The sequence below is a fragment of the Mycobacterium sp. 852002-51961_SCH5331710 genome, assembly GCF_001665535.1.
Classification (GTDB): domain Bacteria; phylum Actinomycetota; class Actinomycetes; order Mycobacteriales; family Mycobacteriaceae; genus Mycobacterium.
Genome location: NZ_LZSQ01000109.1, coordinates 25059 through 42616, shown reverse-complemented (window position 1 = coordinate 42616; position 17558 = coordinate 25059). Strand labels below are relative to the sequence as shown.

General features: G+C 67.8%; 16 protein-coding genes. 5 read left to right on the top strand and 11 right to left on the bottom strand.

The window, feature by feature from the left end; all coding sequences use genetic code 11:
* Positions 1-4 precede the first annotated feature (4 nt).
* The 3 genes from A5752_RS19085 to cysD are packed head-to-tail and all read right to left on the bottom strand — an operon-like array spanning position 5 to position 3545.
* Positions 5-736, bottom strand: coding sequence for a 3'(2'),5'-bisphosphate nucleotidase CysQ (locus A5752_RS19085; protein WP_067088645.1), 732 nt, complete (start codon positions 734-736; stop codon positions 5-7).
* Positions 733-2619: a sulfate adenylyltransferase subunit CysN gene (gene cysN / locus A5752_RS19080; protein ID WP_067088642.1), complete on the bottom strand. Its 1887-nt coding sequence runs from the start codon at positions 2617-2619 to the stop codon at positions 733-735. Before cysN ends, A5752_RS19085 begins: the two co-directional genes overlap by 4 nt.
* Complete coding sequence (cysD, locus tag A5752_RS19075) at positions 2619-3545, bottom strand: sulfate adenylyltransferase subunit CysD (RefSeq protein WP_067088639.1); 927 nt, start codon at positions 3543-3545, stop codon at positions 2619-2621. The genes cysN and cysD overlap by 1 nt, the downstream gene beginning before the upstream one ends.
* 244 nt (positions 3546-3789) lie before the next feature.
* On the opposite strand from cysD, the gene A5752_RS19070 reads away from it, so the two are divergent.
* The gene (locus A5752_RS19070; RefSeq protein ID WP_067088636.1) at positions 3790-4215 is read left to right on the top strand and encodes a PaaI family thioesterase; all 426 of its coding nucleotides are present in this window, start codon (positions 3790-3792) and stop codon (positions 4213-4215) included.
* A 93-nt stretch (positions 4216-4308) separates the two neighbouring features.
* On the opposite strand, the gene A5752_RS19065 is transcribed toward A5752_RS19070, so the two are convergent.
* The 6 genes from A5752_RS19065 to A5752_RS19040 form a co-directional block, all read right to left on the bottom strand.
* Positions 4309-4800, bottom strand: a complete 492-nt coding sequence (locus A5752_RS19065) for a beta-class carbonic anhydrase (protein WP_067088633.1) — start codon at positions 4798-4800, stop codon at positions 4309-4311.
* Positions 4801-4883: 83 nt separating this feature from the next.
* On the bottom strand, positions 4884-6791 hold the full coding sequence (locus A5752_RS19060) for an ArnT family glycosyltransferase (RefSeq protein WP_067088630.1): 1908 nt from the start codon (positions 6789-6791) through the stop codon (positions 4884-4886).
* Positions 6788-8068, bottom strand: a complete 1281-nt coding sequence (locus tag A5752_RS19055; protein WP_067088627.1) for a bifunctional glycosyltransferase family 2/GtrA family protein — start codon at positions 8066-8068, stop codon at positions 6788-6790. Before A5752_RS19055 ends, A5752_RS19060 begins: the two co-directional genes overlap by 4 nt.
* A gap of 47 nt (positions 8069-8115) precedes the next feature.
* Positions 8116-9966, bottom strand: a complete 1851-nt coding sequence (locus tag A5752_RS19050; RefSeq protein ID WP_067088624.1) for an ArnT family glycosyltransferase — start codon at positions 9964-9966, stop codon at positions 8116-8118.
* 23 nt (positions 9967-9989) lie between these two features.
* Complete coding sequence (locus A5752_RS19045; protein ID WP_067088744.1) at positions 9990-11585, bottom strand: sensor histidine kinase; 1596 nt, start codon at positions 11583-11585, stop codon at positions 9990-9992.
* Entirely contained in the window at positions 11563-12267 is a 705-nt protein-coding gene (locus A5752_RS19040; RefSeq protein ID WP_067088741.1) for a response regulator transcription factor, read from the bottom strand. Before A5752_RS19040 ends, A5752_RS19045 begins: the two co-directional genes overlap by 23 nt.
* Positions 12268-12450: 183 nt before the next feature.
* Here A5752_RS19040 and A5752_RS19035 point away from each other — a divergent pair, with 183 nt between their 5' ends.
* Complete coding sequence (locus tag A5752_RS19035) at positions 12451-12951, top strand: hypothetical protein (protein ID WP_231983455.1); 501 nt, start codon at positions 12451-12453, stop codon at positions 12949-12951.
* Here the strand turns inward: A5752_RS19035 and A5752_RS19030 are convergent.
* Positions 12948-13193 (bottom strand): hypothetical protein, encoded by a 246-nt coding sequence (locus A5752_RS19030; protein WP_067088621.1) that lies wholly within the window; start codon positions 13191-13193, stop codon positions 12948-12950. The genes A5752_RS19035 and A5752_RS19030 overlap by 4 nt on opposite strands.
* Positions 13194-13323: 130 nt before the next feature.
* A complete protein-coding gene (locus tag A5752_RS27200; RefSeq protein ID WP_082963970.1) occupies positions 13324-13584 on the bottom strand; it encodes a hypothetical protein in 261 nt (86 codons plus the stop codon).
* Positions 13585-13806: 222 nt separating this feature from the next.
* Between A5752_RS27200 and A5752_RS19020 the strand changes: the two genes are divergently transcribed.
* The 3 genes from A5752_RS19020 to A5752_RS19010 are packed head-to-tail and all read left to right on the top strand — an operon-like array spanning position 13807 to position 17542.
* Entirely contained in the window at positions 13807-14784 is a 978-nt protein-coding gene (locus A5752_RS19020) for an ABC transporter permease (RefSeq protein WP_067088616.1), read from the top strand.
* Positions 14781-15704 carry an ABC transporter permease gene (locus tag A5752_RS19015; RefSeq protein WP_067088614.1) on the top strand — a complete coding sequence of 308 codons (924 nt, stop codon included), beginning with the start codon at positions 14781-14783 and terminating at the stop codon, positions 15702-15704. Before A5752_RS19020 ends, A5752_RS19015 begins: the two co-directional genes overlap by 4 nt.
* Positions 15701-17542, top strand: a complete 1842-nt coding sequence (locus tag A5752_RS19010) for a dipeptide ABC transporter ATP-binding protein (protein ID WP_067088609.1) — start codon at positions 15701-15703, stop codon at positions 17540-17542. Before A5752_RS19015 ends, A5752_RS19010 begins: the two co-directional genes overlap by 4 nt.
* Positions 17543-17558: the final 16 nt, after the last annotated feature.

The window sequence follows — 17558 nt, the reverse complement described above, 5'->3', positions numbered from 1 at the left end:
ACAGTCAATCACGAGTGACGGCCAGCACCGCTTCGGCGAGCTCGGGCCGGCAGACGATGAGGTCAGGCAGCAGCGGGTCAGGCCGGTTGTAGAGGAGCGGGGACCCGTCGATGCGCGAGGTGTGCAGGCCGGCGGCGCGGGCAACGGCGACGGGCGCCGCCGAATCCCACTCGTACTGCCCACCCGCGTGCACGTAGACGTCCGAAAGACCCTGGACGACGGAAGCGACCTTCGCCCCCGCCGAGCCCATTTCGACCAACGTGCCGCCGAGCGCGTCGCGCACCGCGAGCGCGATCGCGGGCGGCCGTGTGCGAGACACGACGATCCGCGGCGTGTCGGGGGCGGCAGGCGGCGGCGGCACCGTGGGAGTGGCCAACGTGATGTCCTGCGCCGGAAGTGCGACCGCGCCCGCGACGAGTTCACCGCCCTCCCACAGTGCGACGTGCACGGCCCAGTCGTCGCGCCCGAGTTCGGAGAATTCCCGGGTGCCGTCGAGGGGGTCGACGATCCAGACGCGTTCGGCGCTCAAGCGGATGGGGTTGTCGGCGCCCTCCTCCGACAGCACCGCGTCATTCGGCCGTTCGGTCGCCAGGGCTTCCATCAGGAAGTCGTGGGAACGCTTGTCCCCGGCAGCTTTTCGCTCGGCTCCGGTGGCGTCGGCCAGCTCGGTGCGCACGTCGAGCAGAAGCTTTCCCGCCGCTGTGGCCAGCTGTGCAGCGAGACCGTGATCGCTCACTGGCGGCTTTCCAGCAGCTCGATGACCATGACCGCCAGCTCCTCGGGGTCGCGGTCGGGAGTCAACCGCAGGTCCGGGTTCTTCGGTCGCTGGTAGGGACTGTCGATTCCGGTGAAGTGGGTGATCTTCCCGGCGCGGGCCTTGGCGTACAAGCCCTTCGGGTCGCGTCGCTCGCAGTCCTCCAGGGGCGTGTCGCAGAAGACCTCGAAGAAGTCGAGGCCCGCCTCGGTGGTCACCTTCCGCGCCAGGGCGCGGTGTTCCTCGAGCGGACTGATCGCGGGCACCAGCACCACCTGTCCGGAATCGGCGAGGATCGCCGCGACGTGCGCCAGCCTGCGCTGGTTCTCGGCACGGTCGGCCATCGAGAAGCCGAGATCGGCGTTGAGCCCGTGGCGCAGGTTGTCACCATCGAGAACATAGGCGGGAACGCCCTTTTCGATCAGCTTCTGCTCCACCAGCATGGCCACCGAAGACTTACCCGACCCCGACAGGCCGGTGAACCACACCGTCCTGCCCTTGCTCAGCCGGTCCTCGGCCTTGCACAACGACTCGTGCCGCACGGTGTTCGGGCTCGAGGTGCGGGCGGTCACCTGCGGCAAGATCATGCCCGCGGCGACCGTGCCATTGGTGTTCGGGTCGATCAGGATGAACGAGCCGGTGGTCGCGTTGCGGCTGTACTCGTCGAGCAGAAGCGGCGTCTGCGTCCGCAGCGAGATGCGGCCCAGCTCGTTGAGTTTGAGCGCAGTCACCTCCTTGTCCCGGTGCAGCGTGTTGACGTCGAGCCGGTAGTCCAACGCCGTCACCCGTGCCCGCGTCGTGCGGGTGGTGTGCTTGATCAGATAGTCGCGGCCGGGCTCCAACGCGGACCCGTCGGCCATCCAGCAGACGGTGGCGTCGAATTCCTGTGCCACCCGGGGTTGGTTGTTCGGTCGCGCGATCAGGTCGCCGCGCGAGATGTCGATGTCGTCGGTCAGGCTGATCGCCACCGCCATGGGCGGGAACGCTTCGTCGACAGGACCATTGGGACCCTCGATCGCCGAGATGCGTGAGGGCAGACCCGCGGGCAGCACGACGACGTCGTCGCCGACCTTCATCACGCCGCTGGCGACGGTGCCCGCGTAACTGCGGTGGTCGTGGTGTTCCAGCGACTGTGGGCGGATCACGTACTGGACGGGGAATCGGACGTCGACGAGATTGCGGTCGCCTGCGATGTACACCTCTTCCAGGTGCGTCAGCAGCGGCGGACCCTCGTACCACGGCGTCTTGTCGGACTTGGTCACGACGTTGTCGCCGTTGAGGGCCGACAGCGGAATCGTCGTCACATCGTGGATGTCCAGGCGCGCGGCGAAGTCGTGGAAGTCATCGCGGATCTTCTCGAACCGCTCTCTGTCCCAATCGATCAGGTCCATCTTGTTCACGGCGAGCACGATGTGCCGGATGCCGAGCAGCGATGCGAGGAACGCGTGACGGCGCGACTGCTCGAGCAGGCCGTGGCGCGCATCGACGAGGACGATCGCCAGCTGCGCGGTCGACGTACCCGTGACCATGTTGCGGGTGTACTGGATGTGGCCCGGAGTGTCGGCGATGATGAATTTGCGCTTGGGCGTAGCGAAGTAGCGATAAGCGACGTCGATCGTGATGCCCTGCTCACGCTCGGCCCGCAGGCCGTCGGTCACCAGCGCGAGATCGGTGTAGTCGTGACCGCGTTCCTTGGACGTCCGCTCGACGGAGGCCAATTGGTCTTCCATGACGGCCTTGGAGTCGAACAGCAGCCGGCCGATGAGGGTCGACTTGCCGTCGTCGACGGAACCCGCGGTGGCGATCCGCAGCAGCGTCGCGGCGGGCCGCGAATTGGACGCGGGCCGCTCGGTGGTGCTGGTCATCAGAAGTAGCCCTCTCGCTTGCGGTCCTCCATGCCGGCCTCGGAGATGCGGTCGTCGGCGCGCGTGGCGCCGCGTTCGGTCAGCCGCGATACCGCCGTCTCGGCGATGACCTCGGAAACCGTTGCGGCGCGGGACTCCACACATCCGGTGCAGGTGACATCGCCGACGGTGCGGAACCGCACGGTCTTCTCGACGACCTCTTCGTCCTTGCGCGGCTGCAGGTACCGGTGCACCGCCAGCAGCATCCCGTCACGTTCGAACACCTTGCGACGGTGGGCGTAGTAGATCGACGGCAGCTTGATCTTCTCGGCGCCGATATAGGACCAGATGTCGAACTCGGTCCAATTCGACAGCGGGAACACGCGGATGTGCTCGCCTTTGTGGTGGCGGCCGTTGTAGAGGTTCCACAGCTCGGGTCGCTGGGCCTTCGGGTCCCACTGGCCGAACTCGTCGCGGAAGGAGAACACCCGCTCCTTGGCGCGCGCCTTCTCTTCGTCGCGGCGCGCGCCGCCGAACGCGGCGTCGAACTTGTTCTCGCGGATGGCCCGCAGCAGCGTCACCGTCTGCAGCGGATTTCGCGACGGGATCGTCTCGACCACACGCCCGGCGTCGATGTCGTCCTGCACCTTGGCCACGACCAGGCGGACGCCGAACTCCTCGACGAGTTCGTCGCGCGTCTGCAGCACCTCGTCGAAGTTGTGCCCGGTGTCGACGTGCATGACCGGGAATGGCAGCCGGCCCGGCCGGAAGGCCTTGAGCGCCAGATGCAGCATCACGATGGAGTCCTTGCCGCCGGAGAACAGCAGCACGGGCCGCTCGAACTCTGCGGCCACCTCGCGGATGATGTGGATGGCCTCGGCTTCCAATGACCGCAGGTGACTGAGCTCGTAGCGCCCCGCATGAGCGTGTTCGGTGGTGGCCGTCATATTTTCCTCGTAAAGTTGGTAGGAATGACCATATTTACGATCATTACTTGGTATTAGACACCGAGGCCACGCGGGGTGTCAACGAGTGGATGGCTCTGCACGCGCCCGTGCGCGAGCGTGCGTGTCTGCACACGACACGCCACGGAACTTCAGTCATCTGTGCACGCTCGACCGCAGCGAGCGTGCGCACAGTGCTTACCCGCAAGGTAATTGAACCCGCACGAAGTCCGGCGATACTCGACCCATGACCAGCACTTCCCCGCGCCAGACGGGCGCCGACGTCATGGCGCAGTTCATCCCGCAGTCCCCGTTCGTCGCCAAACTCGGCATCGTGCCCGAGCGGCTCGGCGGCGACGAGGTCCGACTGCGCCTGCCGTGGGACGAGTCCAACGTGACCGTCGGCGACATGGTGCACGGCGGCGCGATCGCAGCGTTGGCCGATGTTGCGGTGATGGCCGCGGCGTGGGCACAGGCCGCGGTTCCAGAGTCACTGCGAGGGGTCACCACGTCGATGTCGATGCAGTTCCTGGCGCCCGCGCGTGCATGTGACCTCGTCGCGATCGGGCGGGTGTTGCGTCGCGGCAAGACCCTGGTCAACTGCGACGTCGATGTCGTGACCGCCGACGGCGAAGCGGTGGCGAAGGCGATCGCCACGCACAAGATCGGTTAGCGCACGCTCGTCGGTCACGAGCGACCGCGAAGTGCTGCTATTTAGCGGCGTGTCGTGTGCAGACACGCTCGCTCGCGCAATAAGTAGGCGGGGCTACAGCGTGACCTCGTTGAGTCGGCCGGTGGCGACATCGAAGACGAACCCGCGCAACGACTCGTGCTTGGTGACGAACGGGCTGGCCTCGATGCGGCGCAGTGACTGCCGCACGTCCTCCTCGAGATCGACGAACGACTCGGCGGCCCACTCGGGCTTGATGCCGATCTCGTCTTGGATCTGCTGTTTGAAGCCGTCGTCGGTGAACGTCAGCATGCCGCAGTCCGTGTGGTGGATGAGGATGATCTCCTTGGTGCCGAGCAGCCGCTGGCTGATCGCCAGCGACCGAATCTCGTCGTCGGTGACGACGCCGCCCGCGTTGCGGATGACGTGCGCCTCGCCGTCTTGGAGACCGAGGATCCGGTAGACGTCGAGCCGGGCGTCCATACACGCGACCACCGCGACGTGCTTGCTCGGCGGCAACGGCAGCGGACCGGAGAACGTCTTGGCGTACTCCTCGTTGTTCTTCAGATATTCATCGGTCACGGACATGGGGTCGACCCTATAACCGCCTCCGCCCTGACAGAGCGAAGAAAATCAAGCAGATCGAATAATTGACGAGCGTGCTGCGCCGATCACCCGACGATCGGCGCGAACAGGTCGTAGACCGTGGCGCCGTCGACATCGACCGCGGTGAAGTTCTGCTGCACCCATGACGCGATCGCGGAGGCTTCGCCGTGGTCACGGTGAGGGGGCCCGCCGTGGTCATCGCCGATGAAGTAGCGCACCTCCTGGTGCCCGACATACGCCTGGAACTGCTCGAGCGTCGGCGAATCGTCGGATCCCGTGAACCCTCCGATCGCCATCACCGACGCGCCGGTGTCCAGTTCGAGCCTGCTCGCGGTCATCGATCCGACGGTCGCTGCCGCCCAGCGGGTCGGCGCCTCCCTGACGATGTTCTCGAGCGCCGGATTGTCCGCTACGGCGCCGAACCCACCGGGGCCTCCGGGAGGCGCGTACCGACCCGGCCCGTCCCCATGAAAACCGCTCACGCCGACGGAAGGACCGGCCACAACCATCGGGCCGCCCTGCGTGTTGGCGACCGTCGCCACCGTGTACGCGGTGGGACCGGCCACCCCGAATGCCGCAGCGGCGAGGGCCACCACGGTCGTCGCGCGGCCGAGCCGGTGCGCGCCGACCGCCAGCATCGAAGCCACGACCGCCGAACCGACCAACACGACCCAGCGCACCGCCGGCCACCAGTCCGGCGTCCTGTCGAGCAGGATGAACGCCCACACGCCGGTGGTCGCCGACATGATCGCCAACACGATCCGCGGGGCGGGAAAACGCCTGCCTCGCCACAACTCTCGGACCGAGATCCCGACCAGCGCGGCCACCGCAGGCGCCAGCGCGACGGTGTAGTACGGGTGGATAATGCCGTCCATGAAGCTGAACACCGCGCCGGTCATCAGCAACCAGCCGCCCCACATCAGGAGTGCGGCACGCACGCCGGCCGTCCGCGCGGTTCGGCGGGTGAACCACAATCCCGCCACCAGTCCGATCAATGCGGCGGGCAACAGCCAGGACGCCTGCGTGCCCATCGAGTCGCCGAACATCCGGCCGATGCCGGGCTCACCGCCGAAGAACAGGGGCCGTCCACCGTCAGGCCCGCCCGGGACGGGACCCATGCCCCCGGGCCCGCCCCGGCCGGCGATCCGCTCAATTCCGTTGTAGCCCAATGCCAGCTGCAGCAGACTGTTGTCCGTGGAGCCGCCGATGTAGGGCCGCGAATCGGCCGGCCACAATTCGACCAGGGCGAGGAACCACCCGGCGGAGACGACCATCGCGGCCGCACCCGCCGCCAATGAACCGATGCGCCGCCACATCCCGACGGGCGCGGCGACCAGGAACGCCAACGCCAGACCGGGTACGACGAGAAAGGCCTGCAACATCTTCGTCAGGAACGCGAAGCCGAGAGCACAACCCGCCAGCACCATCCAGCGGGTGCTTGCGGTCTCGGTCGCCCGCAGCACGCAGTACGCGGCGACCACCATCAGCAGTACCAGAAGCGCGTCGGGATTGTTGAAGCGGAACATCAGCGCGGCGACCGGTGTGAGCGCCAGTGCGGCGCCGGCGATCAGGCCCGCAGCCGGGCCGCTGACGCGGCGGACCGTCGCGTAGAGCACCGCCACGGAGCCGACACCCATAATCGCCTGTGGGAGCAGCATGGTGAACGCGTTGAAGCCGAACAGCCGGCCGGACAACACCATGATCCACAGGGAGGCAGGCGGTTTGTCGACGGTGATGGAGTTGCCGGCATCGTGGGACCCGAACAGCCACGCCTTGAAGTTCTGTGTGCCGGCCTGGGCCGCCGCCGCGTAATAGTCGTTGGCCCAGCCGTTCGAGCCCAGACCCCACAGATACAGCACCGCGGTCGCGAGCAATAGCGCGGCCAGGGCCGGACGTGTCCAGCGGGCACCGGTCCGCTCAACCGGGGTATCGGCAGCCGATGCCGCAGGCCGGAGTTCGTCTGTGACGGTCATCGCGCGATTCCTCTGCCGTGCAGCCTGTTTCGAGCGCGCCGGGGATGGAACACCCAGCCGCGCAGCAGCACGAATCGCGCCGCGGTGGCCGCGAGGTTGGCCAGCACCAGCACCGTCAGCTCGACCAGGCGGTGCGGATGGGCGACCAGCAGATGCAAGACGGCGAGTGAGCCGCTGGTGATGGTGAGGGCGATCGCGAACACGATCAGCCCCTCGACGTGATGCCGCGTCGCGTTGGCGAAACCCCCGATGCCGAAGGTGAACCGGCGGTTCGCGGCGGTGTTGGCCACGGCGGTGGTCAGCAGCGCGATCAGATTCGCCGCCTGCGCTCCCACCCACCCGTGGATGAGCATGAACAGCGCGACGTAGGCCGCTGTGGAGACGACACCGATGGCGCCGAAGCGCACAACCTGGCGGAACAACGAGCCGGGGGCGGCGGCCTTCGCCGGTGCCAGTTGTGCGGCGATGTCGTGCACCGGGATCGATCCATTGGCGAATCCGCGCAACAAGCGTCCAATTCCCTTCAGGTCGGCGGCGGCCGTGGCGACGATGTCGACGCGGCTGTCCGGATCGTCGACCCAGTCGACGGGTACTTCGTGAATGCGTAGGCCGCTCCGTTCGGCGAGCACCAACAGTTCGGTGTCGAAGAACCAACCGGTGTCGGCGACATGCGGCAGCAGAAACCGGGCCACGTCGGAGCGGATGGCCTTGAAGCCGCATTGCGCATCGGAGAACCGGGCCGCGAGCGTGGATTTCAGGATGAGGTTGTAGCAGCGCGAGATGACTTCGCGCTTGGCACCACGCACGACCCGCGAGCCGCGGCTCAAACGCGTCCCGATCGCCAAGTCCGAATGCCCGGAAATCAGTGGCGCCACCAGCGGGGCGAGCGCGGTGAGATCGGTCGACAGGTCAACGTCCATATAGGCGAGCACCTGCGCGTCCGATTCCGACCACACGGTGTGCAGCGCCCGGCCGCGGCCCTTCTGTTCGAGCCGCACCACCCGCACATCGCTCAGTTCGGCGGCCAGTTCGGCAGCCACGCGGGGGGTGTCGTCGCAGCTGGCGTTGTCGGCGATGGTGATTCGGGAGGGGAACGGGAAGTTCTCCCGCAGGTGCCGGTGCAGCCGGCGCACCGACCCCGCCAGGTCGTCCTGCTCGTTGTACACCGGAACCACGACGTCGAGAACCGGAACGCCGGCCGCGCGGGCCGCCGTCGCGGCGTTGGGCCGGTATTCAAAACGCAGGCGCTCGAGAGCGATGTCTGTCACGACGTCCATGGTCGAGGCGCATGTTGTGTCCCCCATTGGCCGAACCTGTGTCTGAGCTATGAGTTGTTCGGCCGGGTGAGGTCGTAGATGACCACCCCGTCGACGGTCATCGGCGAGTAGTGGGTCGCGACGTATTCGGTGATGTCGGCGGATTCCCGACTCCCGCTTTTGGCGTGACGACCGAACATCATGCGGCTGCCGATGAAGTAATGAATCCGGCGCGCGGCGACCAGCGAGCGGAACTCCTCGAGCGTCGGCGCGGGGTCGGTGCCGTTGAAACCGCCGACCGCCATCACCGGGGCGCCGACGGCCAGCTGGTAGCCGGCGGCGTTGTTCGAGCCCACGACCGCCGCCACCCACGTGTAGGCGCCGGCATCCTTCCGCAACGCCGCGGACAGCGCGGGTCCCGGCGTCGGCGCGTTCAGCAGTCCGGGCGGACCGCCGAAACCGCGGCCGGACGGACCGACCGCCGGGATCGCACCGCTGTGCGGCGTCGCCGCGGTGGCCACGGAGTAGACGGCCGGTGCGGCCAGACACGACGCGACGGCGAGCACGGCCACCGCGGCAGCCGTCGACCGCGGCAACCTGCCCGCGACGACAAGCAGAACCGCCGCCCCCACTCCGCCGACCGCCACCACCACGCGCAACCACGGCAGCCAGCCGACGTTCCTGCTCAACAGAACCGCCGCGAGGCAGACCGTGACCGCCACGGTGCTTGCCATAGCTGTCGCCACCCTGATGTCGAAACGGTTGTGCCACATGAGGTTTGCACCGATGCCGATGCAGGCCGCGATCGCAGGTGCGAGTGCGACGGTGTAGTACGAATGGATGATGCCGCCGGCGAAGCTGAAGACGACGGCCGTGACGATCAACCAGCCGCCCCAAATGATCAGCGCGGTTCGCAATGGGTCGGTGCGCGGACGCCGCCGGACGAGAACGAGCCCGGCGGCGAGACAGATCAACGCGCCCGGCAACAGCCACGCGATGTCCTGCCCCATCCCGGTGCCCAACAGCCGGCCCCAGCCGACGTCGTGGTCGAGGTTGCCCAAGCCGCCCGGCTCGTCGCCGGTGATGCGACCGAACCCGTTGTAGGCAAACGTCAATTCGATGATGCTGTTGTGCTGCGAACCACCGATGAAGGGCCGCGACGGCGGCGGCCACAACTCGACGAGCAGCAGGTACCAGCCGCCCGTGACCACCATGGCCGCGGCGGCGGCGAGCAGGTCGAGCGACCGTCGTAGCCAGGGCCGGTGGCCTCCGATCAGGTATCCGACGACGAACCCCGGCAGCACCAGAAATGCCTGCAACATCTTGGCGAGGAAGCCGAAGCCCACCGCGCCGCCTGCGGCGATCAACCACCAGCGGCTGGCGTCCTTCTCGCAGGCACGTTGCATGCAGTAGGCCGCGGCCACGAGCAGAAGCACCAGCAGGGCATCGGGGTTGTTGAAGCGAAAGATCAACGCCGCCACCGGCGTCAGCGCCAGGATGGCGCCGGCCAGAAGGCCCGCGCCACGCCCGGCGACCCGGCAGACCGCGGCGTACAGCAACCCCACCGCGGCGACGCCCTCGAGCGCCTGAGGAACGAGCACACTCCACGGGTTGAGCCCGAACAGGCGCACCGAGATGTCGATGAGCCACAGCGCCGCGGGTGTCTTGTCGACGGTGATGGCGTTCGCCGCGTCGCTGGACCCGAACAGCATCGCGGTCCAATTGCTCGCACCGGCCTGCGCCGCAGCCGAATAGAAGGCGTTGGCCCATCCGCTCGCCGAGAGGTTCCACAGGTACAGCACCGCCGTCGCCGCCAACAGGATGGGCAGCCCGAGACGGGCGTGGTTGCGATCGGCCCATGAGTTCCGGCGTGCCGGGGCGACTCGCGTCTGCGCACGCGGAGGAACGAGAGCGGTCACCGGGTCGAGTGTCGCCGCGAAAGCTAGGTTCCGGTCTTGGGCCCGCTGTGCGCAGGCTGTGAATAGGGGAGGCTGACCACGAACCGTGTGTCGCCGGGGACGCTGTGCACGTCGATACTGCCGCGGTGCGCCCTGACGACGGCCGCGACGATCGCCAGGCCCAGGCCCGTGCTGCCACCGCGGCGCGATCGCGACGAGTCGCCGCGGGCGAACCTCTCGAATATCTCGGGCTGCAACCAGGCCGGGATGCCGGGGCCGTCGTCGGCCACGGTCAACACGACGCTCCCGTCCGCCTCGACGCTCAGCGACGTCGTGACCGAGGTGCCGGGCGGAGTGTGGATGCGGGCGTTTGCGAGCAGGTTTCCCAGCACTTGATGCAGGCGTGCCTCGTCGCCGACGACCATCACCGGCTCCTCCGGAAGATCCAGCGACCATTGGTGTTCCGGACCGGCGATATGCGCGTCGCTGACCGCGTCGACGATCAGGCGCGACAGGTCCACCGGCTGCTGCTCGAGCGGGCGGCCGGTGTCGAGACGCGCCAACAGCAGCATGTCCTCGACGAGCTGGGTCATCCGGGCGGTCTCTGACTCCACCCGGCTCATGGCGTGGGCGACGTCGTCGGGTACGTCGTCGCGTTTACGTTGTGCCAGTTCGGTATAGCCGCGGATGGCCGCCAGCGGGGTGCGGAGCTCATGGCTGGCGTCGGCGACGAACTGGCGGATCCGGGTCTCGCTGGCGTGCCTCGCGGACAGCGCGGACGCGATCCGATCGAGCATCCGGTTCAACGCGGAACCGAGCTGGCCGATCTCGGTGTGTGCACTCGCGGGGTCCACCTTGACGATCGGCGTGGGCAGGCGCACTTCACCGCGTTCGAGTTCGAGGTCGGCGACCTGTCGAGCGGCATCGGAAACCCGTGCCAGCGGCGCGAATTGGCGCCGGATGATCAGTATTCCCGCGGTGGTCGCCCCGAGCAGCGCCGTGGCGCCGACCACGCAGAAGATGATGGCGACGGTCAGCAGCGTGTCGTCGACGTCGGACAGCGGCAGTCCGGTCACGATCGCTTCACCGGGGCGATGCACGTGAAGGGCGAGCACCCGGTAACGGCCGAGCCCGTCGACATCGAGGGTCGTGGGCGCAGCGTCGGTGACCTGCGCCAGCTGTTGTGCCGCGGTGGCGCTGATCTCGCTTCGTGTCCCGTCGGCGGTGATGACCCCGGCGTCGACCGGGGTGCCGTATGAGACCACCACGCCCAACGTCCCGGCGGCCTGACCCGGCGCGTTGAGGAAGGCAGGTCCGGGTCCCTGCTCACCGCGGATGATCATGCGCTCGCGGAAACCGGGCCGCGCAAATCCCGGAGGCGGTGGCGGACCGAACTCGAACAAGCCGGCCGAACGCCGTCCGGTCTCCAGGAGTCGTTCGTCGAGCTGATTGGTCAAAAAGTGTTGCAGCGCAAGCACTGTGCCCACCCCGATGGCGGCGCACACCAGCGCGAGGAGCACGACCTGGGACGCAAGAAGGCGGGCGCGCAACGACCACGTCCGCGGGGAGCGGATGCGCGTCGGCGGCCCGTGTCCGGGTCCGGGTCCGGGCGGCCCGTCAGCGCGCGGGTTTGAGGACATACCCGGCACCGCGCAGGGTGTGAATCATCGGCTCTCGCCCGCTGTCGATCTTCTTTCTCAGGTACGAGACGTACAACTCGACGATGTTGGACCGGCCGCCGAAGTCGTAACTCCATACGCGGTCGAGGATCTGGGCCTTGCTCAGCACGCGTTTGGAGTTGCGCATCATGAAACGCAGCAGCTCGAACTCGGTCGCGGTCAGTGAGATCAGTTCGCCCCCGCGAGTCACCTCGTGGCTGTCCTCGTCGAGCACCAGATCGCCCACCACGATCTTGGCGCCACCCGATTCGCTGGCCACCCCGGTGCGCCGCAGCAGCGCCCGCAACCGCAGCACGACCTCCTCGATGCTGAACGGTTTGGTGACGTAGTCGTCGCCGCCCGCGGTGAGGCCGGCGATGCGGTCCTCGACAGAATCCTTGGCCGTCAACAGCAGCAGCGGCAGACCCGGGATCTGCTCGCGCAGTCTGCGAAGCACCTCGAGCCCGCTCATGTCGGGCAGCATCACGTCGAGCACGACGACGTCCGGCGGCGTTTCGCGCGCGGACGCGATCGCCGACGCTCCGTCGGCCGCGGTCGCGATGTCCCAGCCCTCGTAGCGCAGCGCCATGGACACCAGCTCGGCGAGCACCGGTTCGTCATCGACGACCAGCACGTGGATCGGCTTCCCGTCGGCTCGGCGCATGACGACCCGCCCGGTGTCCTGCTCGCTGACGCCTGAGGAACGGGAGGTGGCCACGTATTCATTATCCGCAGCGGCCATGGGTGGTTCCTGTGCCATTCCTATGTGCAAGCTGTGGACAGGTCCACAGCAACGACTGATCCGTCACACAGCGAGCGCACATCGACCGCGCGCAAAGTGGACGGCGTGAGTCTCGACACAACCGGCCCCACGTGGGGTGCACCCGAGCCGAGACAGCCGCAGTGGGGCCGACGTCAGACCGTGCTGGCGGTCGGCGTCGCCGCGGTGATCGCGGCACTCGGCGGAGCGGCGATCTATGCGGCCACCGACGGCGGTTCGCCACCTGGCGTCCCGGCTTTCCACGGCATGCCCGCCGGCCCGCCCGGCCTCAAGCCGGGGCCGTGGTCGAACGGCGGGCCACCCGGGGTCGATCCGGCACCGGAAGTGCACGGCGAATTCGTGCTTGAGGAGGGCGCGGGCGGGTTCACTACCGTGTTGACGCAGACCGGGACAGTCACGGCGACGTCGCCAGGAACTGTCACCGTCCGCAGCGCCGACGGCTTCACGCAGACGTACTCGACGCGTGCGGACGATCAGCCGGCGGCGATCAACGACACGGTCACGGTCCGTGGGACGCGAACCGACGGCACACCGACGGCGACCAGCATCAGCACGCAGCGAAATTAGGCCGTGGGCGGCGGTTCGGCGGTAACCGGCGGCGTGGCCACCGACGTCGTCGGCGTCTCCGGAGCACCCGTCTGGGTGCTGGTCTCGCCGGTCGTGATCTCCGATGTGGTCACGGGGCCCGGGGTCACGGGCGGTTCGTCGTCCTGAGCGGCAGTGGTGGACGCCAGCGAGAATCCGCCCATCGCCAACAGGGCGCTGGTTCCGACCGCCGCCGAGAGCACCTTCACCTGTTTCGTGTTCACTTCGACCTCTCCGTCTGGTCCGGTGGGCGCGACCGGGGTCGCAGCCCGTTGAGCAGCGCGTACAGGGATCGCCGTCGAACCCTTGACGTGCTGGATAACCGAACGGGAGGCGCGTGAAACGATAGCCGTGCTACTTGGCGGCTTCCTCCTCCGACGGCAGCGGCGCCGGCCCCTTGATGGCGGGTTTCGCCATCCCGACGGCGGGCGCCGTGGCCGGCGTGGTCTGCTTGGTCGTCGAGCCGACCGTCATGGCCGGTTTCGCGGTCGCCGGGCCGGTGGTCGAATGTTCGGCCGCCATCCCGAGCACGGTCATCGCGGCTATCGCGCCGGCGCCGATCGCGGCCGAGACCGCACGGATCCTGGTACTGCGTCGCGCCCTGTGACGTGCCATCTCAATTCCTCCATCCCTGGTTGCCCAGTCGCCCCATCGGCGCGGCCACCGTGAAATTGCAGATGCCTCTCGACTGAACCAGCCGAAACTGGACGCCCGCTGCGGCCCCGGTGCAAATTCGCCAAAACGGCCAGTTCGGCGCGCTGCAAAAGCCCGCATCACGGCCACTGCAGCCGTCATCTCCTAACCTGAGCGCATGCAGCCGACGGACGGATCCTCCGCATGACGCGGTTTCTGGCGCGCCGGCTGCTCAACTACGTCGTGTTGCTGGGGTTGGCGTCCTTCCTGGTTTTCCTGCTCGCCTCGTGGCAGTTCGACCCTCTCGAGAGCCTGGAGAGCCGCAACCCCCGCCCGCCCCAGACCGTCATCGACGCCAAGCGCGTCGAACTGGGCCTCGACAAGCCCGTGCTCGAGCAGTACGTCCACTGGGCGTCCGGGGCGCTCCGCGGCGACTTCGGCGTGACGGTCGGCGGGCAGCCGGTCACCAACGAGCTGTGGCGCCGGGTGGGGGTGAGCCTGCGACTGCTGGTGATCGGCTCGGTCGTCGGCACCGTCATCGGCGTGGCCGCCGGGGCATGGGGCGCTATCCGGCAATACCGCCTGAGCGACCGCGTCGTCACCGTGCTGTCGCTGCTCGTGATCAGCACGCCGACGTTCGTATTGGCCAATCTGTTCATCCTCGCGGCGCTCGGCGTGAACAACGTGTTGGGCGTGCGGATATTCGAGTACACCGGCGAGACGTCGTCGTTCCCCATCGAGGGGGCGTGGAACCAGTTCGTCGACCGGCTGCAGCACCTCGTGCTGCCGAGCATGACCCTCGCGATCTCCTCGATCGCCATCTACAGCCGATATCAGCGCAACGCGATGCTCGACGTCCTCGGGCAGGACTTCATCCGCACCGCCCGGGCGAAGGGTCTGACGCGGCGACGGGCGTTGGTCAAGCACGGCTTGCGGACCGCGTTGATTCCGATGGCGACGTTGTTCGCATACAGCGTCGCGGGTTTGGTCACCGGCGCGGTGTTCACCGAGAAAATCTTCGGCTGGTACGGCGTCGGCGAGTGGATCGTCACCGGCATCGGCAATCAGGACATCAACATCGTCGCGGCGATCACGGTTCTGTCCGCCGCGATGATCCTGTTGGCCGGCCTGCTCTCCGACGTGGTGTACGCGGCGCTCGATCCGAGGGTGCGGGTGTCATGACCGAACCCGTCACGAGTGAGACCTCGACCACCGCGCAGTCCGGTTTGAACGCCGCCGGTTTCGCATCGCGACGGTCGCTGGTGTTCCGCCGGTTCGTACGCAACAAGCCCGCGGTCATCTCCCTGATCCTGTTGGCGCTGTTGTTCATCGGCTGCTACGCGCTGCCGCCGCTGTTGCCGTACAGCTACAGCGATCTGGACTACTTCGCGTTGCAGCAGCCGCCCAGCCCCGACCACTGGTTCGGCACCAACGCGCTGGGGCAGGATCTGTTCGCGCAGACTCTGCGGGGCATGCAGAAGTCGATGCTGATCGGCGTGTGCGTCGCGTTCATCTCGACCATCATCGCGGCGACGGTGGGCACGATCGCCGGCTATTTCGCCGATTGGCGGGACCCGGCCCTGATGTGGCTCGTCGACCTGATGCTGGTGGTGCCGAGTTTCCTGCTGATCTCGATCGTCGTGCAACGCACCAAGGGTGACATCGTCTGGATGATCCTGCTGCTGGCGCTGTTCAGCTGGATGATCAGCTCGCGGATCGTGCGCGGTATGACGATGAGCCTGCGTGACCGCGAATTCGTCGCGGCCGCACGCTATATGGGCGTCAGCGACTGGCGCATCATCATCCGCCACATCCTCCCGAATGTCGCGTCGATCATCATCATCGACACGGCGCTCAACGTGGGCGTGGCCGTGCTGGCCGAAACCGGGCTGAGCTTCCTCGGCTTCGGCATTCAGCCGCCCGACGTGTCGCTGGGCACGTTGATCGCCGACGGTACGAAATCTGCGACGACGTTCCCGTGGTTGTTCCTGTTCCCGGGTGGCGTGCTGGTGCTGATCATCCTGTGCGCCAACCTGGTTGGTGACGGCTTGCGCGACGCGTTGGATCCGGGTGCACGCCAGCTCCGGAGACGCAAGCGATGAGCCTGCTCGAGGTCCGCGATCTCACGGTCGCGTTCCCGACGGATGCGGCGCCGGTGAAGGCGGTGCGCGGCATGAACTTCGACGTCGGCAAGGGCGAAGTCGTGGCGCTCGTCGGGGAATCCGGAGCGGGCAAATCGGCCAGCGCGATGGCCGTGGTCGGCCTGCTTCCCGAGTACGCCGACGTCTCCGGTTCGATCCGGCTGCACGGCGACGAGCTCATCGGGCTGACCGATCAACGGATGTCGGCGATCCGCGGCAAGACCATCGGCACGGTTTTTCAGGACCCGATGTCGGCGCTCACCCCCGTCTACACCGTCGGCGACCAGATCGCCGAGGCGATCGAGATCCATCAGCGCGGCATTGGTCGGCGGGCGGCCCGTAAGCGGGCGGTGGAACTGCTCGAGTTGGTCGGCATCAACCAGCCTGACCGTCGCGCCAAGTCGTTCCCGCACGAACTGTCCGGAGGCGAGCGCCAGCGGGTGGTGATCGCGATCGCGATCGCCAACGATCCCGACCTGATCATCTGCGACGAGCCGACGACCGCCCTGGACGTCACCGTGCAGGCGCAGATCCTCGAGGTGCTCAAGACCGCACGCGACGTGACCGGCGCGGGCGTCCTCATCATCACCCACGACCTCGGCGTGGTCGCCGAATTCGCAGACCGCGCGCTGGTGATGTACGCGGGCCGGGCGGTCGAAGTGGCCGGCGTCGAGGAGCTGTACCGCGACCGGCGCATGCCCTACACCGTCGGGCTACTGGGCTCGGTACCCCGCCTCGACGCGGCGCAGGGTTCGCGCCTGGTGCCGATACCGGGTGCCCCGCCGTCGATGGCCGCGCTTCCGCCGGGTTGCCCGTTCGCGCCGCGGTGCCCGCTGGCCATCGACGACTGCCGCGCCGCCGAGCCCGAGCTGCTGCCCATGGACGCGTCGGCCGGGCATCGCGCCGCCTGCATCCGCACCGAGCACGTTGTCGGCCGCAGCGCCGCCGACATCTACGGCGTGTCGACGCGCCCGCCTGCCACGCCGTCCGAGGCCGACGCGCCCGTGGTGGTGCGCGTCGAGGATCTGGTGAAGACCTACAAGCTGACCAAGGGTGTGGTGTTCCGCCGCCAGGTCGGTGAGGTGCGTGCGGTCGACGGCGTCAGCTTCGAACTGCAGCAGGGCCGCACGCTGGGCATCGTCGGGGAGTCCGGGTCGGGCAAGTCGACGACGCTGCATCAGATTCTGCAGTTGACCGCGCCCGAAGGGGGCTCCATCGAGGTGCTCGGCAAGGATGTGGCCTCGCTGGACCGGCAGGGTCGGCGCGCGTTACGGGGCGACCTGCAGGTCGTGTTCCAAGACCCGGTGGCATCCCTCGATCCGCGGCTCCCGGTGTTCGATGTGCTCGCCGAGCCGTTGCAGGCCAACGGTTTTGACAAGCGTAGTCGAGAGGAACGGGTCGGCGAGCTGCTCGGCATCGTCGGGCTGCAGCGCGAAGACGCCGCCCGCTATCCGGCCGAGTTCTCCGGCGGGCAGAAGCAGCGCATCGGCATCGCGCGGGCGCTGGCGCTGCAGCCGAAGATCCTCGCCCTTGATGAGCCGGTGTCGGCGCTGGACGTCTCGATCCAGGCCGGCATCATCAACCTGTTGCTCGATCTTCAGCAACGGTTCGGGCTGTCCTACCTGTTCGTTTCGCACGACCTCTCGGTGGTCCGCCACCTCGCTCACCGGGTGGTCGTCATGTACAAGGGCACGGTGGTCGAACAGGGCGACGGCGACCAGGTGTTCACCGACCCCGCGCACGACTACACCCGGCGGTTGCTCGCCGCGGTGCCGCAGCCGCAGGTGAATCGCAGCTAAAGTCGGAGCGCATGAG